21 protein-coding genes are annotated in these 21,272 nt (G+C 68.6%); 15 read left to right on the top strand and 6 right to left on the bottom strand.

Annotated features, from left to right (window positions below; all coding sequences use genetic code 11):
• Window positions 1-72: 72 nt before the first annotated feature.
• From OXG33_05075 to OXG33_05065, 3 genes are read right to left on the bottom strand one after another with little or no spacing between them, the layout of a single operon-like run.
• The gene (locus tag OXG33_05075; GenBank protein MCY4113300.1) at window positions 73-978 is read right to left on the bottom strand and encodes an ATP-binding cassette domain-containing protein; all 906 of its coding nucleotides are present in this window, start codon (window positions 976-978) and stop codon (window positions 73-75) included.
• Complete coding sequence (locus tag OXG33_05070; protein MCY4113299.1) at window positions 975-3,875, bottom strand: ABC transporter permease; 2,901 nt, start codon at window positions 3,873-3,875, stop codon at window positions 975-977. The genes OXG33_05075 and OXG33_05070 overlap by 4 nt, the downstream gene beginning before the upstream one ends.
• Complete coding sequence (locus OXG33_05065; GenBank protein ID MCY4113298.1) at window positions 3,872-5,482, bottom strand: HlyD family efflux transporter periplasmic adaptor subunit; 1,611 nt, start codon at window positions 5,480-5,482, stop codon at window positions 3,872-3,874. The genes OXG33_05070 and OXG33_05065 overlap by 4 nt, the downstream gene beginning before the upstream one ends.
• Window positions 5,483-5,658: 176 nt before the next feature.
• On the opposite strand from OXG33_05065, the gene OXG33_05060 reads away from it, so the two are divergent.
• The 3 genes from OXG33_05060 (at window position 5,659) to OXG33_05050 (ending at window position 7,479) form a co-directional block, all read left to right on the top strand.
• Window positions 5,659-6,531, top strand: a complete 873-nt coding sequence (locus OXG33_05060; protein ID MCY4113297.1) for a sugar phosphate isomerase/epimerase — start codon at window positions 5,659-5,661, stop codon at window positions 6,529-6,531.
• A 13-nt stretch (window positions 6,532-6,544) separates the two neighbouring features.
• Complete coding sequence (locus tag OXG33_05055) at window positions 6,545-6,730, top strand: hypothetical protein (protein MCY4113296.1); 186 nt, start codon at window positions 6,545-6,547, stop codon at window positions 6,728-6,730.
• Window positions 6,731-6,873: 143 nt separating this feature from the next.
• Complete coding sequence (locus OXG33_05050) at window positions 6,874-7,479, top strand: hypothetical protein (GenBank protein MCY4113295.1); 606 nt, start codon at window positions 6,874-6,876, stop codon at window positions 7,477-7,479.
• Window positions 7,480-7,821: 342 nt separating this feature from the next.
• On the opposite strand, the gene OXG33_05045 is transcribed toward OXG33_05050, so the two are convergent.
• Together OXG33_05045 and OXG33_05040 are read right to left on the bottom strand one after the other, a co-directional pair.
• Window positions 7,822-8,289, bottom strand: coding sequence for a hypothetical protein (locus tag OXG33_05045; protein ID MCY4113294.1), 468 nt, complete (start codon window positions 8,287-8,289; stop codon window positions 7,822-7,824).
• On the bottom strand, window positions 8,289-8,564 hold the full coding sequence (locus OXG33_05040) for a hypothetical protein (GenBank protein MCY4113293.1): 276 nt from the start codon (window positions 8,562-8,564) through the stop codon (window positions 8,289-8,291). The genes OXG33_05045 and OXG33_05040 overlap by 1 nt, the downstream gene beginning before the upstream one ends.
• A gap of 194 nt (window positions 8,565-8,758) precedes the next feature.
• Between OXG33_05040 and OXG33_05035 the strand changes: the two genes are divergently transcribed.
• The 7 genes from OXG33_05035 to OXG33_05005 all read left to right on the top strand — a co-directional run bounded on the left by OXG33_05035 (window position 8,759) and on the right by OXG33_05005 (window position 16,070).
• Complete coding sequence (locus tag OXG33_05035) at window positions 8,759-9,955, top strand: sialidase family protein (GenBank protein ID MCY4113292.1); 1,197 nt, start codon at window positions 8,759-8,761, stop codon at window positions 9,953-9,955.
• Window positions 9,956-10,109: 154 nt separating this feature from the next.
• Window positions 10,110-11,408: a phosphopyruvate hydratase gene (eno, locus tag OXG33_05030; GenBank protein MCY4113291.1), complete on the top strand. Its 1,299-nt coding sequence runs from the start codon at window positions 10,110-10,112 to the stop codon at window positions 11,406-11,408.
• Window positions 11,405-12,172 (top strand): nickel pincer cofactor biosynthesis protein LarB, encoded by a 768-nt coding sequence (gene larB / locus OXG33_05025; protein MCY4113290.1) that lies wholly within the window; start codon window positions 11,405-11,407, stop codon window positions 12,170-12,172. Before eno ends, larB begins: the two co-directional genes overlap by 4 nt.
• Window positions 12,169-13,392, top strand: a complete 1,224-nt coding sequence (gene larC / locus OXG33_05020; GenBank protein MCY4113289.1) for a nickel pincer cofactor biosynthesis protein LarC — start codon at window positions 12,169-12,171, stop codon at window positions 13,390-13,392. Before larB ends, larC begins: the two co-directional genes overlap by 4 nt.
• A complete protein-coding gene (locus OXG33_05015) occupies window positions 13,379-13,855 on the top strand; it encodes a hypothetical protein (GenBank protein MCY4113288.1) in 477 nt (158 codons plus the stop codon). Before larC ends, OXG33_05015 begins: the two co-directional genes overlap by 14 nt.
• A gap of 354 nt (window positions 13,856-14,209) precedes the next feature.
• Window positions 14,210-14,644: a hypothetical protein gene (locus OXG33_05010; protein ID MCY4113287.1), complete on the top strand. Its 435-nt coding sequence runs from the start codon at window positions 14,210-14,212 to the stop codon at window positions 14,642-14,644.
• Between the two features lie 13 nt (window positions 14,645-14,657).
• On the top strand, window positions 14,658-16,070 hold the full coding sequence (locus OXG33_05005; protein ID MCY4113286.1) for a DHA2 family efflux MFS transporter permease subunit: 1,413 nt from the start codon (window positions 14,658-14,660) through the stop codon (window positions 16,068-16,070).
• A gap of 159 nt (window positions 16,071-16,229) precedes the next feature.
• Here the strand turns inward: OXG33_05005 and OXG33_05000 are convergent, their stop codons facing one another.
• Window positions 16,230-16,967 (bottom strand): hypothetical protein, encoded by a 738-nt coding sequence (locus OXG33_05000; GenBank protein MCY4113285.1) that lies wholly within the window; start codon window positions 16,965-16,967, stop codon window positions 16,230-16,232.
• 68 nt (window positions 16,968-17,035) lie between these two features.
• Between OXG33_05000 and OXG33_04995 the strand changes: the two genes are divergently transcribed.
• The 5 genes from OXG33_04995 to OXG33_04975 all read left to right on the top strand — a co-directional run bounded on the left by OXG33_04995 (window position 17,036) and on the right by OXG33_04975 (window position 21,272).
• On the top strand, window positions 17,036-17,458 hold the full coding sequence (locus OXG33_04995) for a ribonuclease HI family protein (GenBank protein MCY4113284.1): 423 nt from the start codon (window positions 17,036-17,038) through the stop codon (window positions 17,456-17,458).
• Between the two features lie 184 nt (window positions 17,459-17,642).
• Window positions 17,643-18,083: a division/cell wall cluster transcriptional repressor MraZ gene (gene mraZ, locus OXG33_04990; protein MCY4113283.1), complete on the top strand. Its 441-nt coding sequence runs from the start codon at window positions 17,643-17,645 to the stop codon at window positions 18,081-18,083.
• 26 nt (window positions 18,084-18,109) lie between these two features.
• On the top strand, window positions 18,110-19,024 hold the full coding sequence (gene rsmH, locus OXG33_04985; GenBank protein MCY4113282.1) for a 16S rRNA (cytosine(1402)-N(4))-methyltransferase RsmH: 915 nt from the start codon (window positions 18,110-18,112) through the stop codon (window positions 19,022-19,024).
• Window positions 19,025-19,048: 24 nt separating this feature from the next.
• Window positions 19,049-19,513 carry a hypothetical protein gene (locus tag OXG33_04980; protein MCY4113281.1) on the top strand — a complete coding sequence of 155 codons (465 nt, stop codon included), beginning with the start codon at window positions 19,049-19,051 and terminating at the stop codon, window positions 19,511-19,513.
• The gene (locus OXG33_04975) at window positions 19,485-21,272 is read left to right on the top strand and encodes a penicillin-binding protein 2 (protein MCY4113280.1); all 1,788 of its coding nucleotides are present in this window, start codon (window positions 19,485-19,487) and stop codon (window positions 21,270-21,272) included. Before OXG33_04980 ends, OXG33_04975 begins: the two co-directional genes overlap by 29 nt.

The following is a 21,272-nucleotide window of genomic DNA, read 5'->3' as shown; positions in this document are numbered from 1 at the left end:
CTTTGGACATCATTTGCACTCCCACGCTGCACGCGGCGTGGGCCACCGGAAATCGAGCGTCGGCCACCGGAGTCATGGCTTGGCCTCGGTTCCGTCGCGCTCGCCGGAGGATTCCGCCGGCCGCACCACCAGCCGTCCCTCGTCGGCGTCCACGTCCACGGTCGCGCGTCCGGAAATGCCCAGCTCCTCGAGATAGTCGCGGGGAATCTGCAGGCGGCCGGTTTCGTCGACGATCACGTACTCCTCGTGCGCCGGCTCGTCGGCGCCCGGCAGGCCCACGCGCCGCACGATCTCCGAACTGGTCTGCCCGTCGCGAATCGCCACCACCCGGTCCACGTGGCGCGTGACGTCCCGGTCGTGGGTCACGATCATCACCGTGAGGCGACGGTCCGCGTTGAGCCGCCGCAGCAGATCGTAGATGTCGCCGGCCGTCTGGTTGTCGACCTCACCCGTGGGCTCGTCCGCCAGCAGCAGCTCGGGCTCGTTGGCCAGCGCCACCGCGATCGCCACGCGCTGCTGCTCGCCGCCCGAAAGCTGCGGCGGCCGATGGCTCATCCGCTCCGCCAGTCCGCACGCCGCCAGCAGCTCCCGCGCCCGGCGCTGCTCCGTCGGCCCCGCGCCGCCCGCGAACAGCATGGGCGCCAGCACGTTGTCCAGGGCGCTGAGATAGGGGATGAGGTTGCGCGCGCTCTGCTGCCACACAAATCCCACGTCGTAGCGCTTGTATTCCGCCAGCTCCGCGCCCGAGGCGTTGACCAGATCGATCCCGCCGACACTGCACGCGCCCGCCGACGGCCGGTCGAGCCCGCCCAGGATGTTGAGCAGCGTGCTCTTGCCGCTGCCGCTGTTGCCCACGATCGCCATCATTTCGCCCGCGGCCACTTCGAGATTGAGGCCGCGCAGCGCGACGACCTCCAGCTCGGCGACCTTGTAGATCCGCACCAGGTCCTGGCAGCGCACGTGTACCGCGTCGCTCATCCGGATTCCTCGCCAAACTTGATGGCCTCGTGGGTGCGCACGCGCCGCAGGAGCCAAATCGAGAGCGGCAACGCCGCGGCGATGAGCACGCCGAACACCACGTAGATCTTGGCGACGTCGTCCCAGGCGCTATCGACGATGAAGGGTGGAAACGCCTCGCGCTCTCCGGCGCTGAGCTCGAGGAACGGCACGAACAGCGCGGCGGTCACCATGCCGATGGCCGTCCCCACGGCCGTGCCGAGCAGCACCAGAAATCCTTGCTCCAGCGCCACGATGGCGGCCATCTGGCGCGTGGAAATCCCCATGGCGCGCAGGATGCCGAACTCCTGCACGCGCCGGCGAAACGACAGGACCGCGTGCATGCCGAAGCCGCTGAGGGTGAGGCCCGCGGCAACGATGAACGCCAGCGTCAGCAAGCCAAACGTGCCGACGAGCACGGCGTCGCGGCGCGCTTGGACGATTTCGTCCCTGGCGTCCACGGTGCGCAGCGCCCGGATGTCGAGGTCGTTCAAGGGTTGGATGAGTTCCTGGGCCGGCGCGTCGGGCAGCAGCTGCACATAGGTCCCCCACGGCGAGCGCCCAACCACGCGGTCGACGTAGGGGAGATTGGCGAGGGCGAATGAGCCGAAACCTCGACTGTGGCCCGGCAGCGCATCCATCCAGCCCACCACCACGAACGGCACCACCACCCGATTGATCTCCATCGTCACGGAATCGCCAAGCTGCACGCCCATGGTCTCGTGAAACGGTGCGCGCTCCAGGATCACGCCGCGGTCGTCGGCGGCGAGCGCATTGGCGAGCCCGTTGAGCGAAGCCGGCGCGTAGTCTTCGCGCCACGCGACGGTCCGGGCGAAGGGAATCGGGTCGACCGCGTGCAGCCGAACCTCGCGCAGTGCGTTCACCGACGGCGTGTCGACGTGCAACAGCGCGTTCTTGACCCAGTGTCGCGCCGCTTCCGTGACGACCTGCCGGCCGCCGGCATCCACCACGTCCAGGTGCCGATCCACCGGGGCGATGTACCAGGATTGAGTGTCGGCGTCGAAGTGCCCGCTCTCGACAATTCGGGCGTCGGCCCCGGTCGCGAAGTAGACGCGATCGATGATGTTGCGATCGATCGTGGCCGCAAACGACGCGCTGAAGGCCCCCAGGGCAAAGGTCAGCGAGAGCAGCAAGACGAGGCTGGTGTAGTGGGCCGGGCTGCGTCCGATTTGGCGCAGGGCCACGAAGGCGCTGACGCCGGATACCCGCGAGGTGAGCGCGGCGAGCGTCCGCACGAGATGCGGAAAGGCGCGGAGGGCGAAGACCGAAACCGCGAAGATAAAGAGTATCGGCGCCAATACCAGCAGCGTGTCGGCCAGCAGCAGGTCGTCCTCGGTCTCGCCGGGCAGTGCGTCCACGGTCCGCAACAGGTAGAACCCTGCAACCGCCGCTGCCAGCAGCAGCACGTCGAGCAGCCGCCGTTGATAGAGCGGTCGATCGAGGCTCCGCGAGGCCTGCTGCTTGGCGCCCACGATGCTCAGTCGGGCCGCCGCCACGACCGGCCCCAGCATCGCCAGCAGACTGACCCCGATTGCCGCTGCGCCAACGGCAACCTGGTTCCCCGTCAGCGCAATGTCCAGCGGCGCTCGGGCGTCGAAGGCTAGAAAGCTCGCCGTCTGTCCGATGGCCTGGGCAAAGCCCACGCCCAGCACCAGGCCTATTGCCAGCGCCGGCGCCCCGATCAGCAGCCCCTCGATGAGATACACGCCGACCAGTTGGATCACGCCCACCCCGCGGCTGCGCAGCAGCGCCACCTCCTGGCGCTGCCGTTCGATGGCCAGCGACACCGAGAGCCGCATGAACCCCAGCACCATCAGGACAATGGGCACGCTGAGCGCCAGCAGGGCCACGGTGAGCACCACCAGGCGGCCCTCGAACCGTTCGAGGTCGCGCTCCAAGCGAGTCTGCACGCTCATATACGGCAGCACCCGCTCGGCAATCGTGCGCACGGCGAAGATTCCCTCGCGCGTCCGACCGGCGGACGACGCCTGCAGCGCGACGGCGTCCAGCGGAGCGAACCACACCGCGCGGTCCAGGAGCCGCGGATGCGAAACGTCGGGATAGCGCGCCAGCAGACCGTCGACGAATGCGGCCGGCGGCGTGAACAGGGTGCGCGCCGTCAGCTCCTCGACATCCTCGGGCCAGTAGGCGTGGCGCCCGTCGATGGGTGCGAAGCGTCCCACGATGTCGACGGCGACGACCGCCTGCGGTGTGTCAAGCGCCCGCGGGTCGCCGAAGCGCAGCTGCACCTGGTCCCCAACCACCAGGCCCCCGGCGTCGAGCATGTCCGTTGCGGCAACGGCCTCCACCAGGGGAACCAGCGCGCCGGACGGCATGCGCAGCGTGTAGACCTCGTCAGTGGCCGCGCGGCCTTCCAGTATTTCGACGTTTTCGGCCAGCCCGGAAATCGCGGCCAACCCGCCCCACGGAACGCCCTCGCGCAGGGGCGCGTCCGGGTCGTCGGTTGTGAAGAGCAGGTGCCGGTTGTCGGATTTCACCAAGCGCACGATGGCTGACGAGGGAACGCCCAGATGGGTCGCGACGGCCTCACCCAAGAACCGGTCGGCTCGCCGGTATGCCGCCAGCGATGTCGTGAGATCGTCCGGCAGCTGCGCTTCGCCGTGCTCGATCACCACGCCCAGGTCGAGCGGCTCCGGCGAGGCGCGCAGGTGCTCGCGCAGCAGGCGGGTGCTCATGCCCTCGGCGTAGAGCGGCACGGCGGTGACCACGCCGACCGTGAGAGACAGTCCCAGCAGCGTGGTGAGGGCGTGTATCGGGTTTCTGCGCAGCCTCCGCGCGGCGAATCCGACGAGGGCCAGCACGGTGCGCCCGGCGGCGCCGACCCCCGAGAAGATCACGAGCGAACGGTGGCGAAGATCATGTCGCCCTCGGACAGGCCGTGGACGATCTCGACCTCGTCATCGGTTCCCATGCCCAGGGTCACCGGCAGCGTGCGACGGCGCCCGTCGATCAGGGTCTCGACGAACGAGCGACCGTTGAGGGTCCACACGGCGGTCGCGGGCACCTTGAGCACGCCGTCGGACGCGCCCAGCAAGACGCTGATGACGCCCTGCAGGCCGATCGTGACCGGTTGGTCGCCCCAGTCCACCGCGAGCTGGATGAAGGGCTTGTCCGACGGGTCGCCCGTGTCCAGCGGCAGTGTGACGACCGTTCCCTCGAAGGGTGTCTGGGCAAACTCCCGGAGCGTGACGTTGACCTTTTGATCGATGCGCAGGTTGGCGGCTTGCGCCGGACCGGCCACGGCTTCGAAGACCAGGTCGGTGGCTCTTGCCAGCTCGATGGCCGGGTCGCCGGGGGCAATCTCGCGCCCTCGCACCGTCAGCACGCGCGAAATGATCGCGTCGTAGGGCGCCGCGATTTCCAACTGCGTCGTTCGGCTCTCGAGCAGGGCGATTCGTTTATCGAGACGCTCGGCCTCGGCCCGCAACCGCTGGGCGTCCACGGCAAGCGGCGAGGTGCCGGCGTCCAGCGCCGCCCGCGCCTCGGCGACGAGGTCATATTCGTATTGCGCCGAGGTGAGCGCCGCCTCGGCCGCGGCCAGCTCGGCGGCCGGTGGGGCCGCCGTCAGGCGGCCGAGGTCGGCCTGCGCGGTCAACAGGTCCAACTCGGCGGCGGCCCGAGCCCGCCGGGCCGCGCGCAGTCGAGGCGGTCCGTCCGGGCCGGCCGCTTGCTCCTCGACCGCGCGCGCCTCGGCGACCGCAAGCTCGGCGGTGGCCAGATTCGCGTCGGCTGCCGCCAACTCGCGCGCCGACGCGTCCTCGGGCAGCGCGTCGCGTTCGGCCTGGGCCTCGGCCAGGTCGGCCTCGCGCAGCGCACGCTCGGCCCGCGTGGTCGCGATGAGCGCGTCGACCGAACGCTCGGCGGCCTCAACCGCCGCGTGGCGGTCGGTGAGCACCTGCGCGAGCAGCGCAATGCGCGCTTGCTGGAGGATCACCTCATGGTCGGGCGCAGGCGCGGTGAGCGCTTCCCACACCCGCTGGCGCTCGGCTCGCTCGGCCGCCGCCGCAAGTACGGCGCGCTCGGCGGCCACCCGTTCGGCGGAAAGCCGAGCCTCGACCGCCGCAAGCTCTTCCAGGGTGGTCACGTGGGCCTGGCGTGCGCCGCCGATCTCGGCGTTCAGCGACTCCGCATCGAGCGATATCAAGACACTGCCCGCCTGCACCATCACCCCGCGCTGTCCGCGCACGGCGCCCACGACGCCGGGCACGTCGAAGGTCAGGATCTCCTGTCCCCGGGCCTCGACCAGCCCCGGAATCCGCAGGCGGTTCTCAAGCCGCCCCCGCACCACGGGCACCATGGGGTCCTGTGTTTCGGCCCGGGGATCTGGTGCGAGCGTGGGGGTGGCGTCGGCGGCGGGCTCGACTGGGTCGCAGGCCGCCAGCACGACGGCGCCGCAGACGACGAGGGCTGCCAGCGCGGCGCCTAGACGCCGGGCGGCCCCCATGGGCGTTCGAAGCGAGGCTCGGCGATTCAGGAGCAGGGGTCGATGCCTCCCTCGATCAGCGTGTGCTGGAGTGTATGCCGCTCCGGGGCAACGCGGGTCGGCGCCGCCGCTGGCAGCCGGGCGCGCTTGCGCCGAGTTTGCGACCATGGGCCGACGCACCCGCGGGAGGTGATTCCATGTCCATTAGGCTCGCCTGCGCCGATTTCACCTGGCCCCTGCTCCGCCACGAGCAATCCCTGGCCCTGATCTCGACCCTCGGATTCGAGGGTGTCGATCTTGGGATCTTCGGCAACCGCTCGCACATTCGCCCCGAAGTGATCCACGGCGACGTGCCCATGTGGGCCGGCATCCTGCGCGAGCGGCTGGAGCGGAACAACCTGGAGCCTGCGGACGTATTCTTGATTCCGAGCACCGAACCCGGCGGCATGGTGCCGAACAATCCCGATCCGGCGGAGCGAGAAGCCGGGCGCATGTACTTCAACGACGTGGTGGAGCTGTCGCGCCGCCTCGAAGCCAAGGGCATTTCGTCGACCTGCGGCGTGCCGTTCGAGGGTGAGTCGCCCACCGAGTCGCTGCAAAACTCCGCCGAGGAGTTGAAGTGGCGCGTCGATCAGGGCGACAAACACGGCATCGCGGTCTCGGTCGAGCCCGCGGTCGGCACCAACGCCAACACCGTGGACTTGGCGCTGGAAATGCTGGACCTGGTGCCGGGCCTCAAGCTCACGCTCGACTATTGCCACTTCGTCTACCAGGGCATGGAGCAGACCAGCGTGGACCCGCTGCTGCCCCACGCCCGCCACTTCCACTGCCGCGGCTGCGCGCCGGACCGGATGCAGGTGGACTTCGACGAGAACGTCATCGACTACCGCCGCATCATCGAGAAGATGCAGGAAGTCGGCTATGGCGGCTGGTTCGGCGTCGAGTTCGTGTGGACGGCAATCTGGAACTGCAACCAGGTCGACAACACGGCGGAAACGATTCGCTTCCGCGACCTGGCGCTGGCCGTCATCAACGGCACCGAGCACGTGCCGTTCATGCACACGATCTAGTCGGAGGCCGTCCGTGTCTGGGCGACGCCGCGCTGCGGCCAAGCGGACGACGATGAACGCCCAGTTTCGGCGACGGCTGGAGGACCATGCCGGGCGCCGACAGCCGGCTGAGGCGGCCATCGCCACCGTCCACCTGCTGCGCGGCGAAATTGCGACCGGCGGCCGTCGGTTCACGCGGGATGAGATGAACGAGCGCTGAGGATTCCCTCGACTCTCAATAGCGAGAGGCCGTCGAGTGTCGCCGTCTGAGCCCGCAGGCCCTGCACGCCTGCAGGTATCGCGAGTACCATGACTGACATGGTTGGGCGGGACGGCGCGACGGCACGGCTTCGGACAGGCTTGGTGCTGCTCGTGGCGGTGGGTGTGGTGGGCACTAGCCTGGCCCTCGCCTACGACCGGCACTGGCTCAGCCCCTGGCAGTTTGCGCCGTGGATCGTGCTCGGGATTGTCGTAGCAGCCACGGTCGGTTTGGCCGTTCGCCAGACGGCCGTCACGGTCAGGCTCGCGCGCGTGGTTGCGGTGTTGACGATGGTGGGCGCCCTGCTCGGAGCCTGGCAACACATCGCCGCGAATCTCGACCCGGAATCGCATGACCACCAGCACGAAGATCGCCGCGAAAGCATGACGAGCGCCCAGGACTCCCACCACCATGAGGAGACGGAAGGCGCCGGCCATCACCACGACGAGGGGAAGGCGGACGACCATCACGCCCATGGCGACGAGGGTGCGGCGGACGACCACCATCACGCCGACGACGAGAAGCGTTCGGCCAGCGCCGCCCACGATTCCCCGGATGAGGAGCCGCGACCGCCGAGCCTTTTGGACGTCGTGATCGGCGCGGTCGGCCATGCGCCGATTCCCGCCGCGCTGTCGCTCGCGCCGATCGGTCTGGCGCTGGGATTGGCGACCATCGGCCTCGGCGGCTCCCGTACTGCGTCGAAGGACTAGACGGCGATCGTCAGTCGGTGAGAGTGACGCCTCTCAACTCGTTGATGGTTCTACGGGCTCACCGCGAACAAGGGAATAGCCCGCTGGATTCGGGGTCGAGCCCGGAATGGCGGATCAAGACGCCGTGCTCGGCGACACCAGCTTCGAAATCTGTCTCAGCGACGGTGCCGACCGGTGAAACGTCCCCGGAGCCGTCTGGCGCTATAGGCCCAACGGCAACCAGGTGCTGACGAAAGCGGCTTTCCTCCCGCGCGGCCACCATCCTCGACCGGCCACTGCGGTCCGAGAGAGTCGAGCATTTCACCAACACCACGCGGCGGATTTGAGCGATTCAGTTTAGGCCTAGCGGCGTCGGTTCTGGAGATGCAAGAAGTTTACGGCGGTACTCGGCCCTTTCGACAAAGCTGCTCGATGGAGGTCTGAGTCGACGGTAACCAGCGGGCGCTCCGCATTTACTGCTTCCAAGAGCACCGCGTCGCTAAGTCCAAGCTGCGTGAACCTATTGTTGGCCGCTGCCACATCGCTGGCAACGACAAATTCCTGGCTGCTTTCGATAATGCTCCGGAATCTTCGAAAGAAGTAGGAACGCTCCGGGTCTCCATGCTGAGCAAGCAAGTTGGAGGTCTCTGTAAGCGTGTTCGGCGTCACAAACACTCGCTTAAAGTTTCGGATCAGACTAAGCAGTCGGTCATAGTCTTCCACTTCAAAGCTCTGCAGGCGGCTATGTTTCGAGATCAGATCTCTTCCCACACTCCCAACAACCAGCAATACAAGGAGATTCGTGTCGATGAAGAAACCGGTCAGCGGCATCAATTGCGCTGAACGGTCAACGTACGGTCCATGAGCGACTTAATGGTTCCATTGTTGTCGATCCGAATCACCTTATAGGATCGCTTTGGTCCTTCGCTCAGCGCGAAGTCGATGTTTGGCTTTTCCCAAGGTCTCGAGAAACCAATGGTCACCTTCCACTCATTTGACTCTTCGTCAAAAACGACCTCTTCGAGACCGATGTCCTCAATCTCTTCGCCCTGAAAAAGCTCCTGAAGGTACGCTCGCGCCTTCTGCACGGCGCTTTGGACGTCCATCGGCCTCTCCCGAGTGTTCTCTGGTGGCGCAATTGTAGCTCCGAAGAGAGTTCCGGAAATTTGCCCGAGCTGGACTCAGCTGATTTGGAACCGCAAAGTGTCGGCATTCGCGCAGTATTCCGTGCGCCCGCGGCCTCCGGCTCCTACGATGCAGGTGGCCGCCAGTGGTGCGGCCTCAGGGGTGGGGTGTAGCGATGATCAAGCAGGCAAGGTACAGCAACGGATCGCGCGAGGTGGTGATCAGCGCGTCGGAGCCCGACGTGTGGCTGGAGGTGACCGACAGCGTCGTCAACTTTCCGGGCCTCGTGGAGCTCGAGGGCGACAATCTCTTCCTGTCCTACCACCGGGGTCGGCATGGCGGCGTGGAGCCGCTCGCGGCGGTGGTCTCCAGCGATCTGGGCGCGACCTGGCAGCCGGCGCCGGACGACTCGCCGTTCATCGACCGGCATCCCGACACCGGCCTGAACACCATGGATTTCGGCTCGGGGATCATCGGCTACCCCAGCGACGGCACGATCACGCGCATCGACACCTATCCCCTCGAGAACTACCAGGAGCCGAATCTGAGCGCCGAGGGGCCGTATCACCTCGTGCAGCAGCGGGCGGATTCGACATTTCAGCTGCGCCGGTGGACGAAGTCGGGCGAGCTGCTGGAGCTCCACCCGTTCAAGGTCGAGGGGTTTCCGTGGGAGGAGGCGTCGTTTGAGAACTACTCCCGCCTGATCGAGCTGGACAACGGGGATTACATGACGGTGTTCGAGCAGCAGGTCGGCCCGCCCGAGGTGCTCGACCAAATCAGCCCCAGCGGGCGGCCCATGATGCAATACAGCTTTTCGAGCTCCGTCGTCCGCTCGTCGGACCGTGGGCGCACCTGGAAGTTCGTCGAGCACTTCCATCCCGACGACCACAAGCCGGTCTACGGCCCGGCGGACCGGGCGGTGGACGAGGGGTTCGACGAGCCGGACGTCATCCAGCTCGACAACGGCGACATCCTCTGCATGATGCGGACGGGCGGCTACTCGCCCATGTTCCAGTCGCGCTCGACGGATGGTGGCAAGACGTGGTCGGCGCCGGAGTCGGTCGGCTGGCAGGGCGTCAAGCCGCGCCTGCAGAAGCTGCCCAACGGCGTGCTGGCCTGCGTGGCCGGGCGCGGGGCCTACGGCCATCCCCAGATCACGCACGTGACGCTGAGCCTGGACGGCACCGGCGAGCATTGGGAGTATCCGTTCGCCTTCCACACCGGTCCCGGCTGCTCGTACACCTCGGTGATACAGCGGGGCAATCAGCTGCACGTGGCGTACTCGCACTCAGACTTCACGCGCGAGCTGGGCACGAACGAGCTGCCCACGCAGTCGATCCGGCGGATCGTGATCGACGTTGAAGTGGTCTAGGCGACCGATGCGAATCCCCCTCATCCCAACCTTCTCCCGCCAGGGGAGAAAGGGCCGGACCGGGACGCATAGGTAGGGGCGATTCGCGAATCGCCCTCCCCTGACCGGATATCTTGACCATTACGATTCCTAAGGGCCGCCGAAGGATGCAGCCGTGACGGCCATTGCCAATGTGCGCGCGCGGGAGATTCTCGATTCGCGGGGTAACCCGACGGTCGAGGTTGACGTCGTGCTGGAGAGTGGCGCGATTGGGCGTGCCGCGGTGCCGTCGGGGGCTTCGACCGGCGCCCACGAGGCCCTGGAGCTGCGCGACCAGGACCCCGAGCGCTATCACGGACGCGGCGTGCAGAAGGCCGTCCACCACATCCTCAGCGTGCTCGGCCCCGAGATCGAGGGCGAGGACGCGACCAACCAGACCGCCGTGGACGAGATGCTGCTGGCGGCGGACGGCACGCCGAACAAATCCTCGCTGGGCGCCAACGCCATCCTGGGAGTCTCGCTCGCGGTGGCGCACGCGGCGGCGGATGAGGTAGGGCTGCCGCTCTACCGCTACGTGGGCGGGCCGTTCGGCAATACCCTGCCGGTACCGATGATGAACCTGCTCAACGGGGGACAGCACGCCGCCGGCAGCACCGATTTCCAGGAGTTCATGGTCATGCCCGTGGGCCGCCCGACCTTCAGCGAGGCGCTGCGGGCGGGCGCCGAGGTCTACCACTCGCTGCACGACGAGCTGACGCGGCGCGGGCTGTCAACCAGCGTCGGCGACGAGGGCGGCTTCGCGCCGGCATTGCCCTCCAACGCCGCGGCGATGGAGCTGCTCGTGCAGGCCATCGAGGCCGCGGGGTATCAGCCCGGGGCGGACATATACCTCGGCATCGATGCCGCGGCGACCGAGCTCATTCAGCCCGACGGCACCTATCGCCTGGACCGCGAGGACCGCGTGCTGTCACGCGCCGAATTGGTCGAGCTGTGGGTCGAGTGGGCCGACCGGTTTCCGCTGCTGTCGATCGAGGACGGCATGGGCGAGGACGACTGGCCGGGCTGGCGCGACCTGACGGCGGCCCTGGGCGACCGCGTGCAGCTCGTGGGCGACGACCTGTTGGTCACGAGCACCGAGCGCCTGGAACGCGCCGTCGAAGAGCAGTCGGCCAACAGCATTCTGATCAAGGTCAACCAGGTCGGCTCGCTTTCCGAGACCCAGGCGGCGATCGAGATGGCCCAGCGCGCGGGGTTCAGCGTGGTCGTCTCGCACCGCTCCGGCGAAACCGAGGACACGACCATCGCCGATCTCGCCGTGGCCACGAACGCCGGACAGATCAAGGCCGGGGCGCCCTGCCGCACCGACCGCGTGGCCAAGTACAACGCGCTGCTGCGCATCGAGGAGGACCTGGGCGCGGCGGGGCGCTATGCCGGTCCGCAGGCGTTCACGAGCATTCGCCGAGTCCTGGTGTGACGCCCGACGATCTGCGTGACCTGCTGGAGCAGGTCGCCGGCGGCGCGATCACCGCCGAGGCCGCGATGCAACGGCTGCGCTATCAGCCCATCGACGACCTGGGATTCGCCCGCGTCGATACCCACCGCGCGCTGCGCACCGGCATGCCCGAGGTCATCTACGGCGCGGGCAAGACCCCGGCCCAGATCGCCGCTATCGCGGCGTCGATCGCGGGCCACGCGCAGCCGGTGCTCGTCACCAAGACCGACATGGCGGCTTTCGAGTCCGTGCGCGCCGAGTTGCCGGACGCGGTGTTTCACGCGGACGCGCGCATGATCACCCGCGTGCCCGAGTCAGGGCCCGAACCCAAGGGTCGCGTGCTCGTGCTCACCGGCGGCACGTCCGACGCGGCGGTGGCGGCGGAAGCCCACGTGACGGCCCAGGCGCTCGGCGCGGACGCGACGACCGTCGGCGACGTGGGCGTGGCCGGACTGCATCGGCTGCTTGCCCAGCGGGAGCGCCTGGACGCGGCCGACGCCATCGTGGCGGTCGCGGGCATGGAGGGGGCGCTGCCCAGCGTGGTGAGCGGCCTGACGGACCGGCCGGTGATCGCCGTGCCCACCAGCGTGGGCTACGGCGCCTCGCTGGGCGGCATTGCGGCGTTGCTGACCATGCTCAGCGGCTGCGCGCCCGGCGTGTCGGTGGTGAACATCGACAACGGTTTCGGCGCGGGATATCAGGCGGCGCTGATCGCGCGGCGCGCCGGCGGAGCGGCGACCGAATGACCATCGCCCGCGTCGATTGCCCGTCGGGCGCCAGCGGCAATATGTTTCTGGGCGCGCTGCTCGATGCCGGGCTGGACCAGGCCGCGCTGGAGGCCGAGCTGCGCACGCTCGATCTGCCGCCGTGGCGCCTGGTCCGTCGTGCGGTGCGCAAGGGTCCGATCGCGGCGACGCACATGGATTTCGAGATCGAGGCCGCCGCCGGGCACGGAACGCTGAGCGACCCCGCGTCGATGGCGGCAGTCATTGCTGCGAGCGGACTGGGAGCGCCCATCAAAGACCGGGCCCTGAGCATGGTGCGGCGGCTGGCGGTCGCCGAGGCGACGGTTCACGGCGTGGACCCGGACCACGCGCACTTCCACGAGCTCGGCGCGGTGGACGCGGTGCTCGACATCGTGGGCGCGTGCGTGGCCGTGGACCTGCTGGACATCGATGCCATGAGCACGTCGGCCATCAATGCGGGCACGGGAACGGTCACGACTTCGCACGGTGTGCTGCCGGTTCCGGCGCCGGCGACGCTGCAACTCCTCGAGGGGGCGCCGCTCGAGATCTACGCAAACGACGTTGATGCGGAGCTGCTCACGCCGACGGGCGCCCTGGTGCTGACGGAGTTCACGACCCACGCCGGCCATGCGCCGCCCATGCGGGTGACGGCGACCGGATATGGCGCGGGCACCGCCGACCTCGCCATCCCCAATGTGCTGCGGGTCACGCTGGGTGAGTCTGCTCCCACGCTCGGCGCGGACGTGGTGACGGTGATCGAGGCGAATGTGGACGACATGAATCCGGAGCACTACCCCTCGGTCAGCGAGCGCCTCTTCGAGGTCGGTGCGCTGGACGTCACCCTCACGCCGCTGGTGATGAAGAAGGGGCGACCCGGAACGCTGGTCCGCGTTCTGGCGTCCCCGGAAACGAGCGATGCCGCGGTCGACGTGCTGCTGCGCGAGACGTCGACGCTGGGCGTGCGGCTTCATGACGCGCGGCGCGTGAAAGTGCCGCGGCATTCGCTGCGGGTAAACACGCCCTATGGGGAGATTGGGGTCAAGGCTTCGTACGTTGACGGACGATTGCGCGACGTGGCGCCGGAGGCCGACGACTGCGCCCGCGCCGCGCGCGACCACGACGTTCGCTTGCAGACGGTTTACGATGCGGCTCGGGCTGCCGCATGGGAGGCCGCGTCCTCGACTCAGCCGGCAACGGGAGGCCCAGATGACCGATCGTGACGATCACCAGCCGCTGCAGCAGACCCGCGGCGAGACCGTGCGCCTGAACCGCCAGCCGGTGGGCGTGGTGCGCGCTGAAAACGCCATCGTGCGCGGCGGGTCGGTGCGCCGCATTCAGACCGATGTCCTCCAAAGCGACGCCTCGGCCATCGGCGTCGCGCAGGCCGATGCGCTTGCCACCGGTCAAACGTTGGTGGGCGGCGTGGCCGCGCGGGAGGCCACCGTGCGCAACAGCGCCGTCGCGGGCGCCCTGACCGCCAACGCGAAGCTGGAGAACGTGGCGGCGTCGTGGGTCGTGGCGGGCAACGTGCAGGCCGACCGGGTGCTGACGCTGGCCGTGGTGGGCGCCAATATCCAGGGCAACGTGCGGGCGCTGTTCGGGCCGCGGGCGGCCGTGGCCTTTGGCGTGGCTCTGGGGCTTTCGACGCTATTCGCGCGACTGATCGGGCGGCTGCTGAAGTAGGGCCGCGCCGCTACTCTGGAACGTGCGCCGAACCGGAGCGGCTTCCCGGTGATTGAGAGTGGGACTCCCTTGCTGCACGCAGCATGGGCCGCCGGCACCCTCACCCCCGTATCAAGTACGGGGCAGGCTCTAACCCTCTCCCGTCGAGGTAAAGGGAACCGGGCTCCGGCCGGTGAGCGCGGGTGCACCTGATGCCAAGCAGGGGGTCCGTGGGCCAGTCCCTTCTCCCCTGGTGGGAGGAGGACAGGATGAGGGGAAATACTCGGCGGCTGGCGGGGTCTCCGGCGGGCGGTTCGCGAACCGCCCCTACCCGGAAAAGGCGCCGATCCGCGGTCCGAGCATTGGGGGCGGCTGGTGGAGGCTGAGTTCCGCATCTACCGCAGCGACGACGACGAAGTGCGGGCGCTCCAGCGCCGGATGCCCTCGGAGCTGTTCCCCATCTGCGAGCACCTGCTGGGCCGCTGGCAGGATGCGGGTTTGCCGCTGCGACCGACCGCGCGGGGGTTCGCCTTGCAGGCGCCGCTGGAGGAGCGGCTGCAGAGCATCGCCTGGGTCTACGCGCCCGACGCCCGGCATCGAGAACCGCGCCTGGAGGTTGCCCTCGACCTGCTGCGCCGCCGCGGCGTGCCCGCGGAGGACCTCGAAGCGCTGCGCGAGCGCCTGGACCACTATGTGGACGCCGAGAGCGCCGCGGGCCTCGCGACCGTCATGATCACAAGCTCGATCTCAACGGAAGACGCCGAGCGGCTCGCGGGCGCGCTGGTGCAGTTCGCGCGTTCGCTCAGCTGACCCGCCGCGCGACATGAACCGGATGCGACTTTCGCGCAAGTGGACCACGCTCGTGGTCGTCATGACCAGCGTGTTCATGGCCACGCTCGACTCCAGCGCCGTCAACATCACGCTGCCCACGCTGGCCGTCGAGCTGAACGCAACCTTCGACGCGCTGCAGTGGGTGGTGCTGGCCTACCTGCTGGTCATCACCGGGCTGCTGCTGCCGTTCGGTCGCGCCGCGGACGTGCTGGGGCGGCGGCGATTCTTCGTGGCGGGCCTCGCGATCTTCGTGGCCGGCTCACTGCTGTCGGGCATGGCGGTCAACGTGTGGATGCTGGTGGCGTGTCGGGTCCTGCAAGGACTTGGCAGCGCCGCCACGCAGGCCATCGGCGCCGCGCTGGTGATCGACGCATTCCCGGAGAACGAGCGCGGCCGCGCCATGGGCTGGGTGCTCAGCGCGGTTTCGGCGGGTCTCATCACCGGGCCGCTCGCCGGGGGCGTGCTCGTAGACACCATCGGTTGGCGCTGGATCTTCTATCTCAACGTCCCGGTTGGCCTGATTAGCCTGGCGTTGGGGCTGCGGTCCCTCCCCTACGTCGCACCCATTGGACCTCGGCGGTTCGACGTCCCCGGGGCGGCGTCGCTGGTGGTCGGCGTCATGCTGGTGCTGTTCGGGCTCAACCGGGTGCAAGTCGCGGGTCTGGTGGCGCCGCTGGTGCTCGTGCCTTTGCTGATGGGCATTGTGTTGCTCGGTGGATTCCTGGCCTGGCAGCGCCGCTCGCCGGCGCCAACGGTCGACCTCGGGATGTTCCGCGTGCGCGAGCTGAGCGCGGCGACGCTGGCGGCGTTTCTGGCGTTCGCCGGGCTGTCGTCGCTCGTCCTGCTGCTGCCGTTTTATCTGCAGCGCGGTCTGGGGCTGGCTCCGGTCCAAGTCGGCTTGGTGCTGGCGACGATCCCGGTCCTCATGGGACTGCTGGGGCCGCCGTCGGGAGCGCTCGCCGATCGCCTGGGGACGCGGTCCGTTGCCTCGGTGGGCGTGGCGCTTACCGCCGTGGGACTTGCGTTGATGGCCACATTGGGCGACGCCGCCGGCCCGGGAGACGTGGTCGCGCGGACCCTGGTGACGGGCGTGGGACTGGCCCTGTTCAACAGCGCCAACGCCAGCTCGCTCATGGGGGCCGCGGCACCGCGCCATCGCGGACAGGCCAGCGCCACCATGTCATTGGCGCGGAATACCGGGCAGTCCGTGGGTCAGGCGCTCTGGGGCACGCTGTGGGGCGTGCTGGCGGCCGGACTTCTGGGCGTGGCCGTGGTCGGGGATCAACCGCTGGACACCGCCTTCGACGCGTTCCGCGTGACGTGGGCGGCGGCCGCGGCTGTCACTCTGCTGGCCCTGGTCGCCTCGCTCGCGCGCGGGCCGGGTCGAGCCGACGCGGGTTCGTAGTCCGATGTCGTCGAGGAAGGGTCTGACCTCGGCCGCCGGCTCGACCCCAATCCGTTCGCCCCCGTATCGAGTACGGGGCAGGCTCTGAGCTTGTCGAAGGGGTTGTCGAACGGATTGGGGTCTGTGCATGCCGGAGGGCCTCGCTTGTTCTGAGATTCCCTAGGCCGGGCGCCTGATGTCGATGATGTTCGGCGGCGCCGTGGGATCGGCGCTTGCGTCCGCATCGGGACGCAACGGGTCCGGCGATCCGCCGCCCGGTCCGCGCAGCCGGCGCAGATAGTCAAGGGCCTTGCGCGTATCGCTGGCGATACGCGGCGCGACCGAGGTGCGCACCCGCAAACGAAACAGCCAGTAGGTAAACGACTTGTAGGCCGGCCAGGCCAGGCGCCGCGGCGGGTCTTCGCCGCGCTCTTCCGCGTAGGCCGCCAACAGGTCCAACAGCGAGCGTCCGTAAATCCGCTCAAAGATCCCAAGGCTCGCGGATGCGTCCAGCGCGTGGGCCTTTGCCGCCTCGAGCTCGACGACGCCATGCAGCGCTTCTTCGACGGTGACGCCGTAGAAGTAGTTGAGGTAGGCGGAATAGCCATCCGGCCCCAGGGCGTCGCGGAACTCGGCCTCGGTCAGCGGGATCGGCGGTTCACCGGTGAAGAGGAGCCGGTCGCGCTCGACGGCCGTGGCGCCGCCGCCCGCGGTCACCAGGCGCTCGATGACCAGCAGCAGGTCCAGCGCCTGCCCGTCGATGAGATAGACCAGCCGGCGCTGCCGCACGATCTCCGAACGAAGCGTCCACGCGCCCGCCGCGCGGAGCGCCGCCAGGTACCAATGCGTCCCGAGCGCCAGCTCCGCTCGATATCGCTCGAACGGCCCCGCGGCGTGCAGCAGCGCGCGATCGGTCATCGCCGAGCTCGAGCGCGCCGACAGGTACGATCACGCCCGCGAGCCACGCACGATTCTCGAGGGCGACGATCAAGCTCACGATTCATTGCGACGGCGCCAGCCGGGGCAACCCGGGGGCGGCGGCCGCCGGCGTGGTCGCGCTCGACGAGCACTACGAGATCGTGGCTCGAGCCGCCGTGCGGCTGGGCGTGATGACCAACAACCAGGCCGAGTATCACGCCGTGTGGACCGGCATGCAGCTGGCCGGGCAGCTCGGGGCCACGGAGATCGAGTTCCGATTGGACAGCGAGTTGGTGGTCCGGCAGCTCAGCGGCGAGTGGCGCATCAAGCACGCTGGTCTGCGCCCGCTGGCGGAACGCGTCCGGGCCGCCCAGCCGGCCGGGGCGCGGGTGCGGTACGCCCACGTCGGCCGAGAAGCCAACGTTCTGGCGGACCGGCTGGCGAACTGGGCGCTGGACCGCATCGATCCGGCGGACGCCACGCCGGGCTAGCCGCGGCGCGGACGCGCAGACGGCAGCCGCCCAAAAATCTCAAGGATTTTTCGGCAAATCACTTGACGCATGGTGGGGCCTGTGGTTTACTTCCGCCGTTGAATCACTACTGGAGTGGTGATTTGTGGGGGAACGTGGGGAGGATGACCGCGGGCGATAGGCGATCTCGCGAACGTCATGAGCAATGCACGGCATCACCGGACTTCGAGTCCACCAGCTCGACGCCAAGGGGCGTTTGGCCTTCCCCAGCAAGTTTCGCGCCTTGCTTCCCGGCGGGGGCGTGCTCACGGTGGGCGCCGAGCGGTGCCTCACATTTTATCCGAGCGAGCGCTGGCGCCAGATCGAGGAACGTCTGGCGGACATGGATCCCCTCGACCCCGACGTGCGCGACACCAAACGACGCGTCTTCGGCATGGCCGAGCGCGTGGACTTCGATGGGCAGGGACGGATCAACATTCCGTCGCACCTCATCGATTTCGCTGGCCTGGCAAAGAAAGTCGCCGTGATTGGCACCGGCGATGTCATTGAAATCTGGGACGCCGATACCTGGCGCGATCAGCGCGACCGTATCGACGCGGACGCCGTCGCCATCATGCGGCGAGCCGGTGGAGGCGCCCCACACTAACTTTCGGGTGTTCTATGGGGGACGCAGTGCCTCCCCTGCGTCCCCCATACACCAAACCTCCGAAGGGAGCGTCGCCAGTTCACGCTCCAGTGCTCGTTGCGGCGGTCATTGATCTCACGGGAGTTTCACGCGGGGGGAGCTACGTGGACGCGACGGCCGGCGCCGGGGGGCACACCCAAGCACTCCTAGCCGCCGGAGCCGCGCGCGTCCTGGCCCTCGATGCCGATCCCGATGCCGTGGCGCGGCTTCGCGACAGCTTCAACGACGATCCCCGCGTGTCACCCGTGCAGGCCAACTTTCGCGACCTGGCGCGCGTCGCCCCGGCCCACGGCTTCGACCGCGCCGACGGGGTGATATTCGACCTCGGACTCTCCAGCGATCAGCTCGATGACCCGTCGCGCGGCTTCTCGTTTCAGCACGACGGGCCGCTCGACATGCGCTTCGATCCAAATGGCGGCCGTCCCGCGCTGGACCTCGTCAACCGCCTGCCCGAACCCGAGCTTGCGGAGCTGCTGCGCCGGTTTGGCGACGAGCGGCGCGCCGGGCGCATTGCCCGCCGCATCGTGCAGCGCCGGCCGATCACCAGCACGGCGGTGCTGGCGGCGACGGTTAAACGCGCCATCCCCGGTCGCCAGCGCATTCATCCGGCCACCCGCACGTTTCAGGCGCTGCGCATGGCCGTCAACGATGAGCTGGGCGCCCTGACGGCCGGCCTGGAGGCGGCGCACGAGATTGCCGCCCCGGATGGCCGCGTGGCGGTGATTGCGTTCCACAGCCACGAGGACCGCATCGTCAAACACCGGTTCCGCGCCTGGGCCGCCGCGGGTACGGCCGAGATCCTCACGCGCTCGCCGCGGCGCGCCGACGCGGCGGAAGTGACGGCCAACCGGCGGGCGCGCAGCGCCAAGCTGCGCGCCGCGCGTCTGACGCTATCCCACTGATGGGCGCTCTCACCGAGGTACGCCATGGCCGTCCGTGAGGCGCGGATCCAGCGCCGCGTGGCGCTGCCGGCGCAGTTCGCGCAGGTGGTCCTGCGGCCGATCAGCCCGTCGCGCCTGGTGCTGGCGCTCATCGTGGCGGCCTTTGTGCTCGCCATGGTCTGGGTGCAGCAGACGCAGGCGATCGTTCGCGTTGGCGGTGAGGTGCAGGCGCTGGAGCGGCGGCTCGAAGTGCTGCTGCGGACCCAACAGGACATTCGCGCGCAGCTGGCCACCGAAAACGATCTGCCAACCGTGCAGCGGGTGGCGTTCAGGGACCTGGACATGCGCGAACCCACCAATCCCCTCTTCGTCAACAGTCAGGCCCTGCCACCCGGCGTGTCGCTGGACCTTCCGGTCTGGGCGGCGCCGAGCCAGTGGCTGTATGCGATGCCGTGGTGGGAAGCGTTTCTGCGAGCGATCAGTGGCAAGATCACCAGCCTCCGCGAGTAGGCGCCCGGTCACGGACCGCGCCAACGCGCCCGCCGACCCGAGCCGGCGTCTGGCGGTGATGCTTGGGGGCGCGGCGCTCGGCGCCGGAGTCCTCGGCTGGCGCCTCTACGACTGGCATGTCAACCAGGCGGCGGATCTTGCCGCCCGCGGCGCCGGTGAGCTGCTGGCGCGGACCGAGCTGCACCCGCGGCGAGGCACGATTTTCGACATCTCCGGCGACGTGCTGGCCATCGAGCGCAGCGCCATCAGCGTGGTGGCGGACCCGCGCGTGGTGCACGAGGAGAGCGCCCCCTTCGACATCGCCAACCGCCTCAACGACATCCTGGGTCTCGATCCCATTTCGGTTGCCAACGCGATCAGCAACCCGCGGTCCCGCTATGCGCTGCTGGCGCGGGGCATCTTGGATGACGAGCAACGGCGGTTGCGCAGCGCCGTCGCGGCCGATGAGCTGCCGGGCATCCGGCTCGAGCCGGATCGCGTGCGCGTCTATCCCAATGGCCGGCTCGGCGCCCACGTGCTGGGCTTTCTCGGCGAGCGCGTCGATCGACCCGGCGACGTCGTGGGTCAAGCCGGGGTCGAGGCGCACTACGACGATTTGTTGGCCGGCAGCCCCGGCCTGCGCACGTCGGACCTGGACCGCCTGGGCCGCGAGATCCCGATCGGGCGTCACAATCTGCTGCCGGCCCGCCATGGGTCGCATCTCACGCTCACCCTCAACCGCACCATTCAGCACATCGTGGAGGAAGAGCTCGAAGTCGCGGTCGAGCGCTTCAGCGCGGCGTCGGGCTCGGTGATCATGCTGGACCCGCGCACCGGGGCCATCCTCGCGCTGGCCAACGTGCCGGACTACGACCCGGCGCGGGTGCACGAGTACCAGTCCTTCGGCCCGGAGTTCGCCAACCGCGCGCTGAGCCACGTCTACGAGCCGGGCAGCACCTTCAAGCTCGTCACCATGGCCGCCGGGCTGGACAGCAAATCCATCACGCCCGAATCGACCCATGACCTCCCGGGATCCATTCGCTACTTCGGCGAGGAGTTCAAGAACTGGGACTTGCAGACCTATCCCGACCAAAACATGACGAGCGTCTTGCGTCACTCGAGCAACACCGGCGCCATCTTCGTGGCGGACAAGACCGGTCCGGATCGGTTCTATCGCTACATCGAGAAGTTCGGCTTCGGCGAGATCAGCGGCGTGGACCTGAGCGGCGAGGTGCCGGGCATCGTGCGCCGGCGCGGCGACCGTGGGTGGTTTCAGGCGGATCTGGCGGCCAACTCGTTCGGTCACGGAATCGGGGTAACCGCGCTCCAAATTGCAGCCGCCATCGGCGCAGTCGCCAACGACGGCGTGCTCATGCGCCCCCATATCGTGCGCGCGGTTGAGCACGCCGACGGCCGGCGGGGCTTCGTGCAGCCCCAGGAGGTGCGGCGGGTCGTTTCAGCTGAATCGGCGCACAAGCTCATGCAGATGATGGAGAGCGCCGAAGGCGGAATTCCGAACAACCCCGCGACCGTGGCCGGATATCGCACCGCGGGTAAGACCGGCACCTCCGAAATCCCGGTCGGCGGGCGCTTTCAATCCGATCTCTCGATCGCGTCCTATGTGGGATTTGGCCCGCTGGAGGATCCCCAACTGCTCACGCTGGTGGTCATCAACCGTCCCCAGGAGGGCTATTTCGGCGCCTTCGTGGCATCGCCGACGTTCCAGCGCATCATGACCCGCGTTTTTTCGTACCTGCGAATCCCGGCGCGGGCCGCGTGA

It is taken from the genome of Chloroflexota bacterium (genome assembly GCA_026708035.1).
Lineage (GTDB): Bacteria > Chloroflexota > UBA11872 > UBA11872 > UBA11872 > JAJECS01.
The sequence above is the reverse complement of the archived record's forward strand: the minus strand, read 5'-3'. Positions and strand labels throughout refer to the sequence as shown.

What these genes read in the sequence shown, in the direction of transcription:
- OXG33_05075 (MCY4113300.1), bottom strand. Translation starts at nt 978, where the DNA reads ATGAGCGACGCGGTACACGTGCGCTGCCAGGACCTGGTGCGGATCTAC.
- OXG33_05065 (MCY4113298.1), bottom strand. Translation starts at nt 5,482, where the DNA reads ATGGGGGCCGCCCGGCGTCTAGGCGCCGCGCTGGCAGCCCTCGTCGTC.
- OXG33_05060 (MCY4113297.1), top strand. Translation starts at nt 5,659, where the DNA reads ATGTCCATTAGGCTCGCCTGCGCCGATTTCACCTGGCCCCTGCTCCGC.
- OXG33_05045 (MCY4113294.1), bottom strand. Translation starts at nt 8,289, where the DNA reads ATGCCGCTGACCGGTTTCTTCATCGACACGAATCTCCTTGTATTGCTG.
- OXG33_05040 (MCY4113293.1), bottom strand. Translation starts at nt 8,564, where the DNA reads ATGGACGTCCAAAGCGCCGTGCAGAAGGCGCGAGCGTACCTTCAGGAG.
- OXG33_05035 (MCY4113292.1), top strand. Translation starts at nt 8,759, where the DNA reads ATGATCAAGCAGGCAAGGTACAGCAACGGATCGCGCGAGGTGGTGATC.
- larC (MCY4113289.1), top strand. Translation starts at nt 12,169, where the DNA reads ATGACCATCGCCCGCGTCGATTGCCCGTCGGGCGCCAGCGGCAATATG.
- OXG33_05015 (MCY4113288.1), top strand. Translation starts at nt 13,379, where the DNA reads ATGACCGATCGTGACGATCACCAGCCGCTGCAGCAGACCCGCGGCGAG.
- OXG33_05005 (MCY4113286.1), top strand. Translation starts at nt 14,658, where the DNA reads ATGAACCGGATGCGACTTTCGCGCAAGTGGACCACGCTCGTGGTCGTC.
- OXG33_05000 (MCY4113285.1), bottom strand. Translation starts at nt 16,967, where the DNA reads ATGACCGATCGCGCGCTGCTGCACGCCGCGGGGCCGTTCGAGCGATAT.
- mraZ (MCY4113283.1), top strand. Translation starts at nt 17,643, where the DNA reads ATGCACGGCATCACCGGACTTCGAGTCCACCAGCTCGACGCCAAGGGG.
- OXG33_04980 (MCY4113281.1), top strand. Translation starts at nt 19,049, where the DNA reads ATGGCCGTCCGTGAGGCGCGGATCCAGCGCCGCGTGGCGCTGCCGGCG.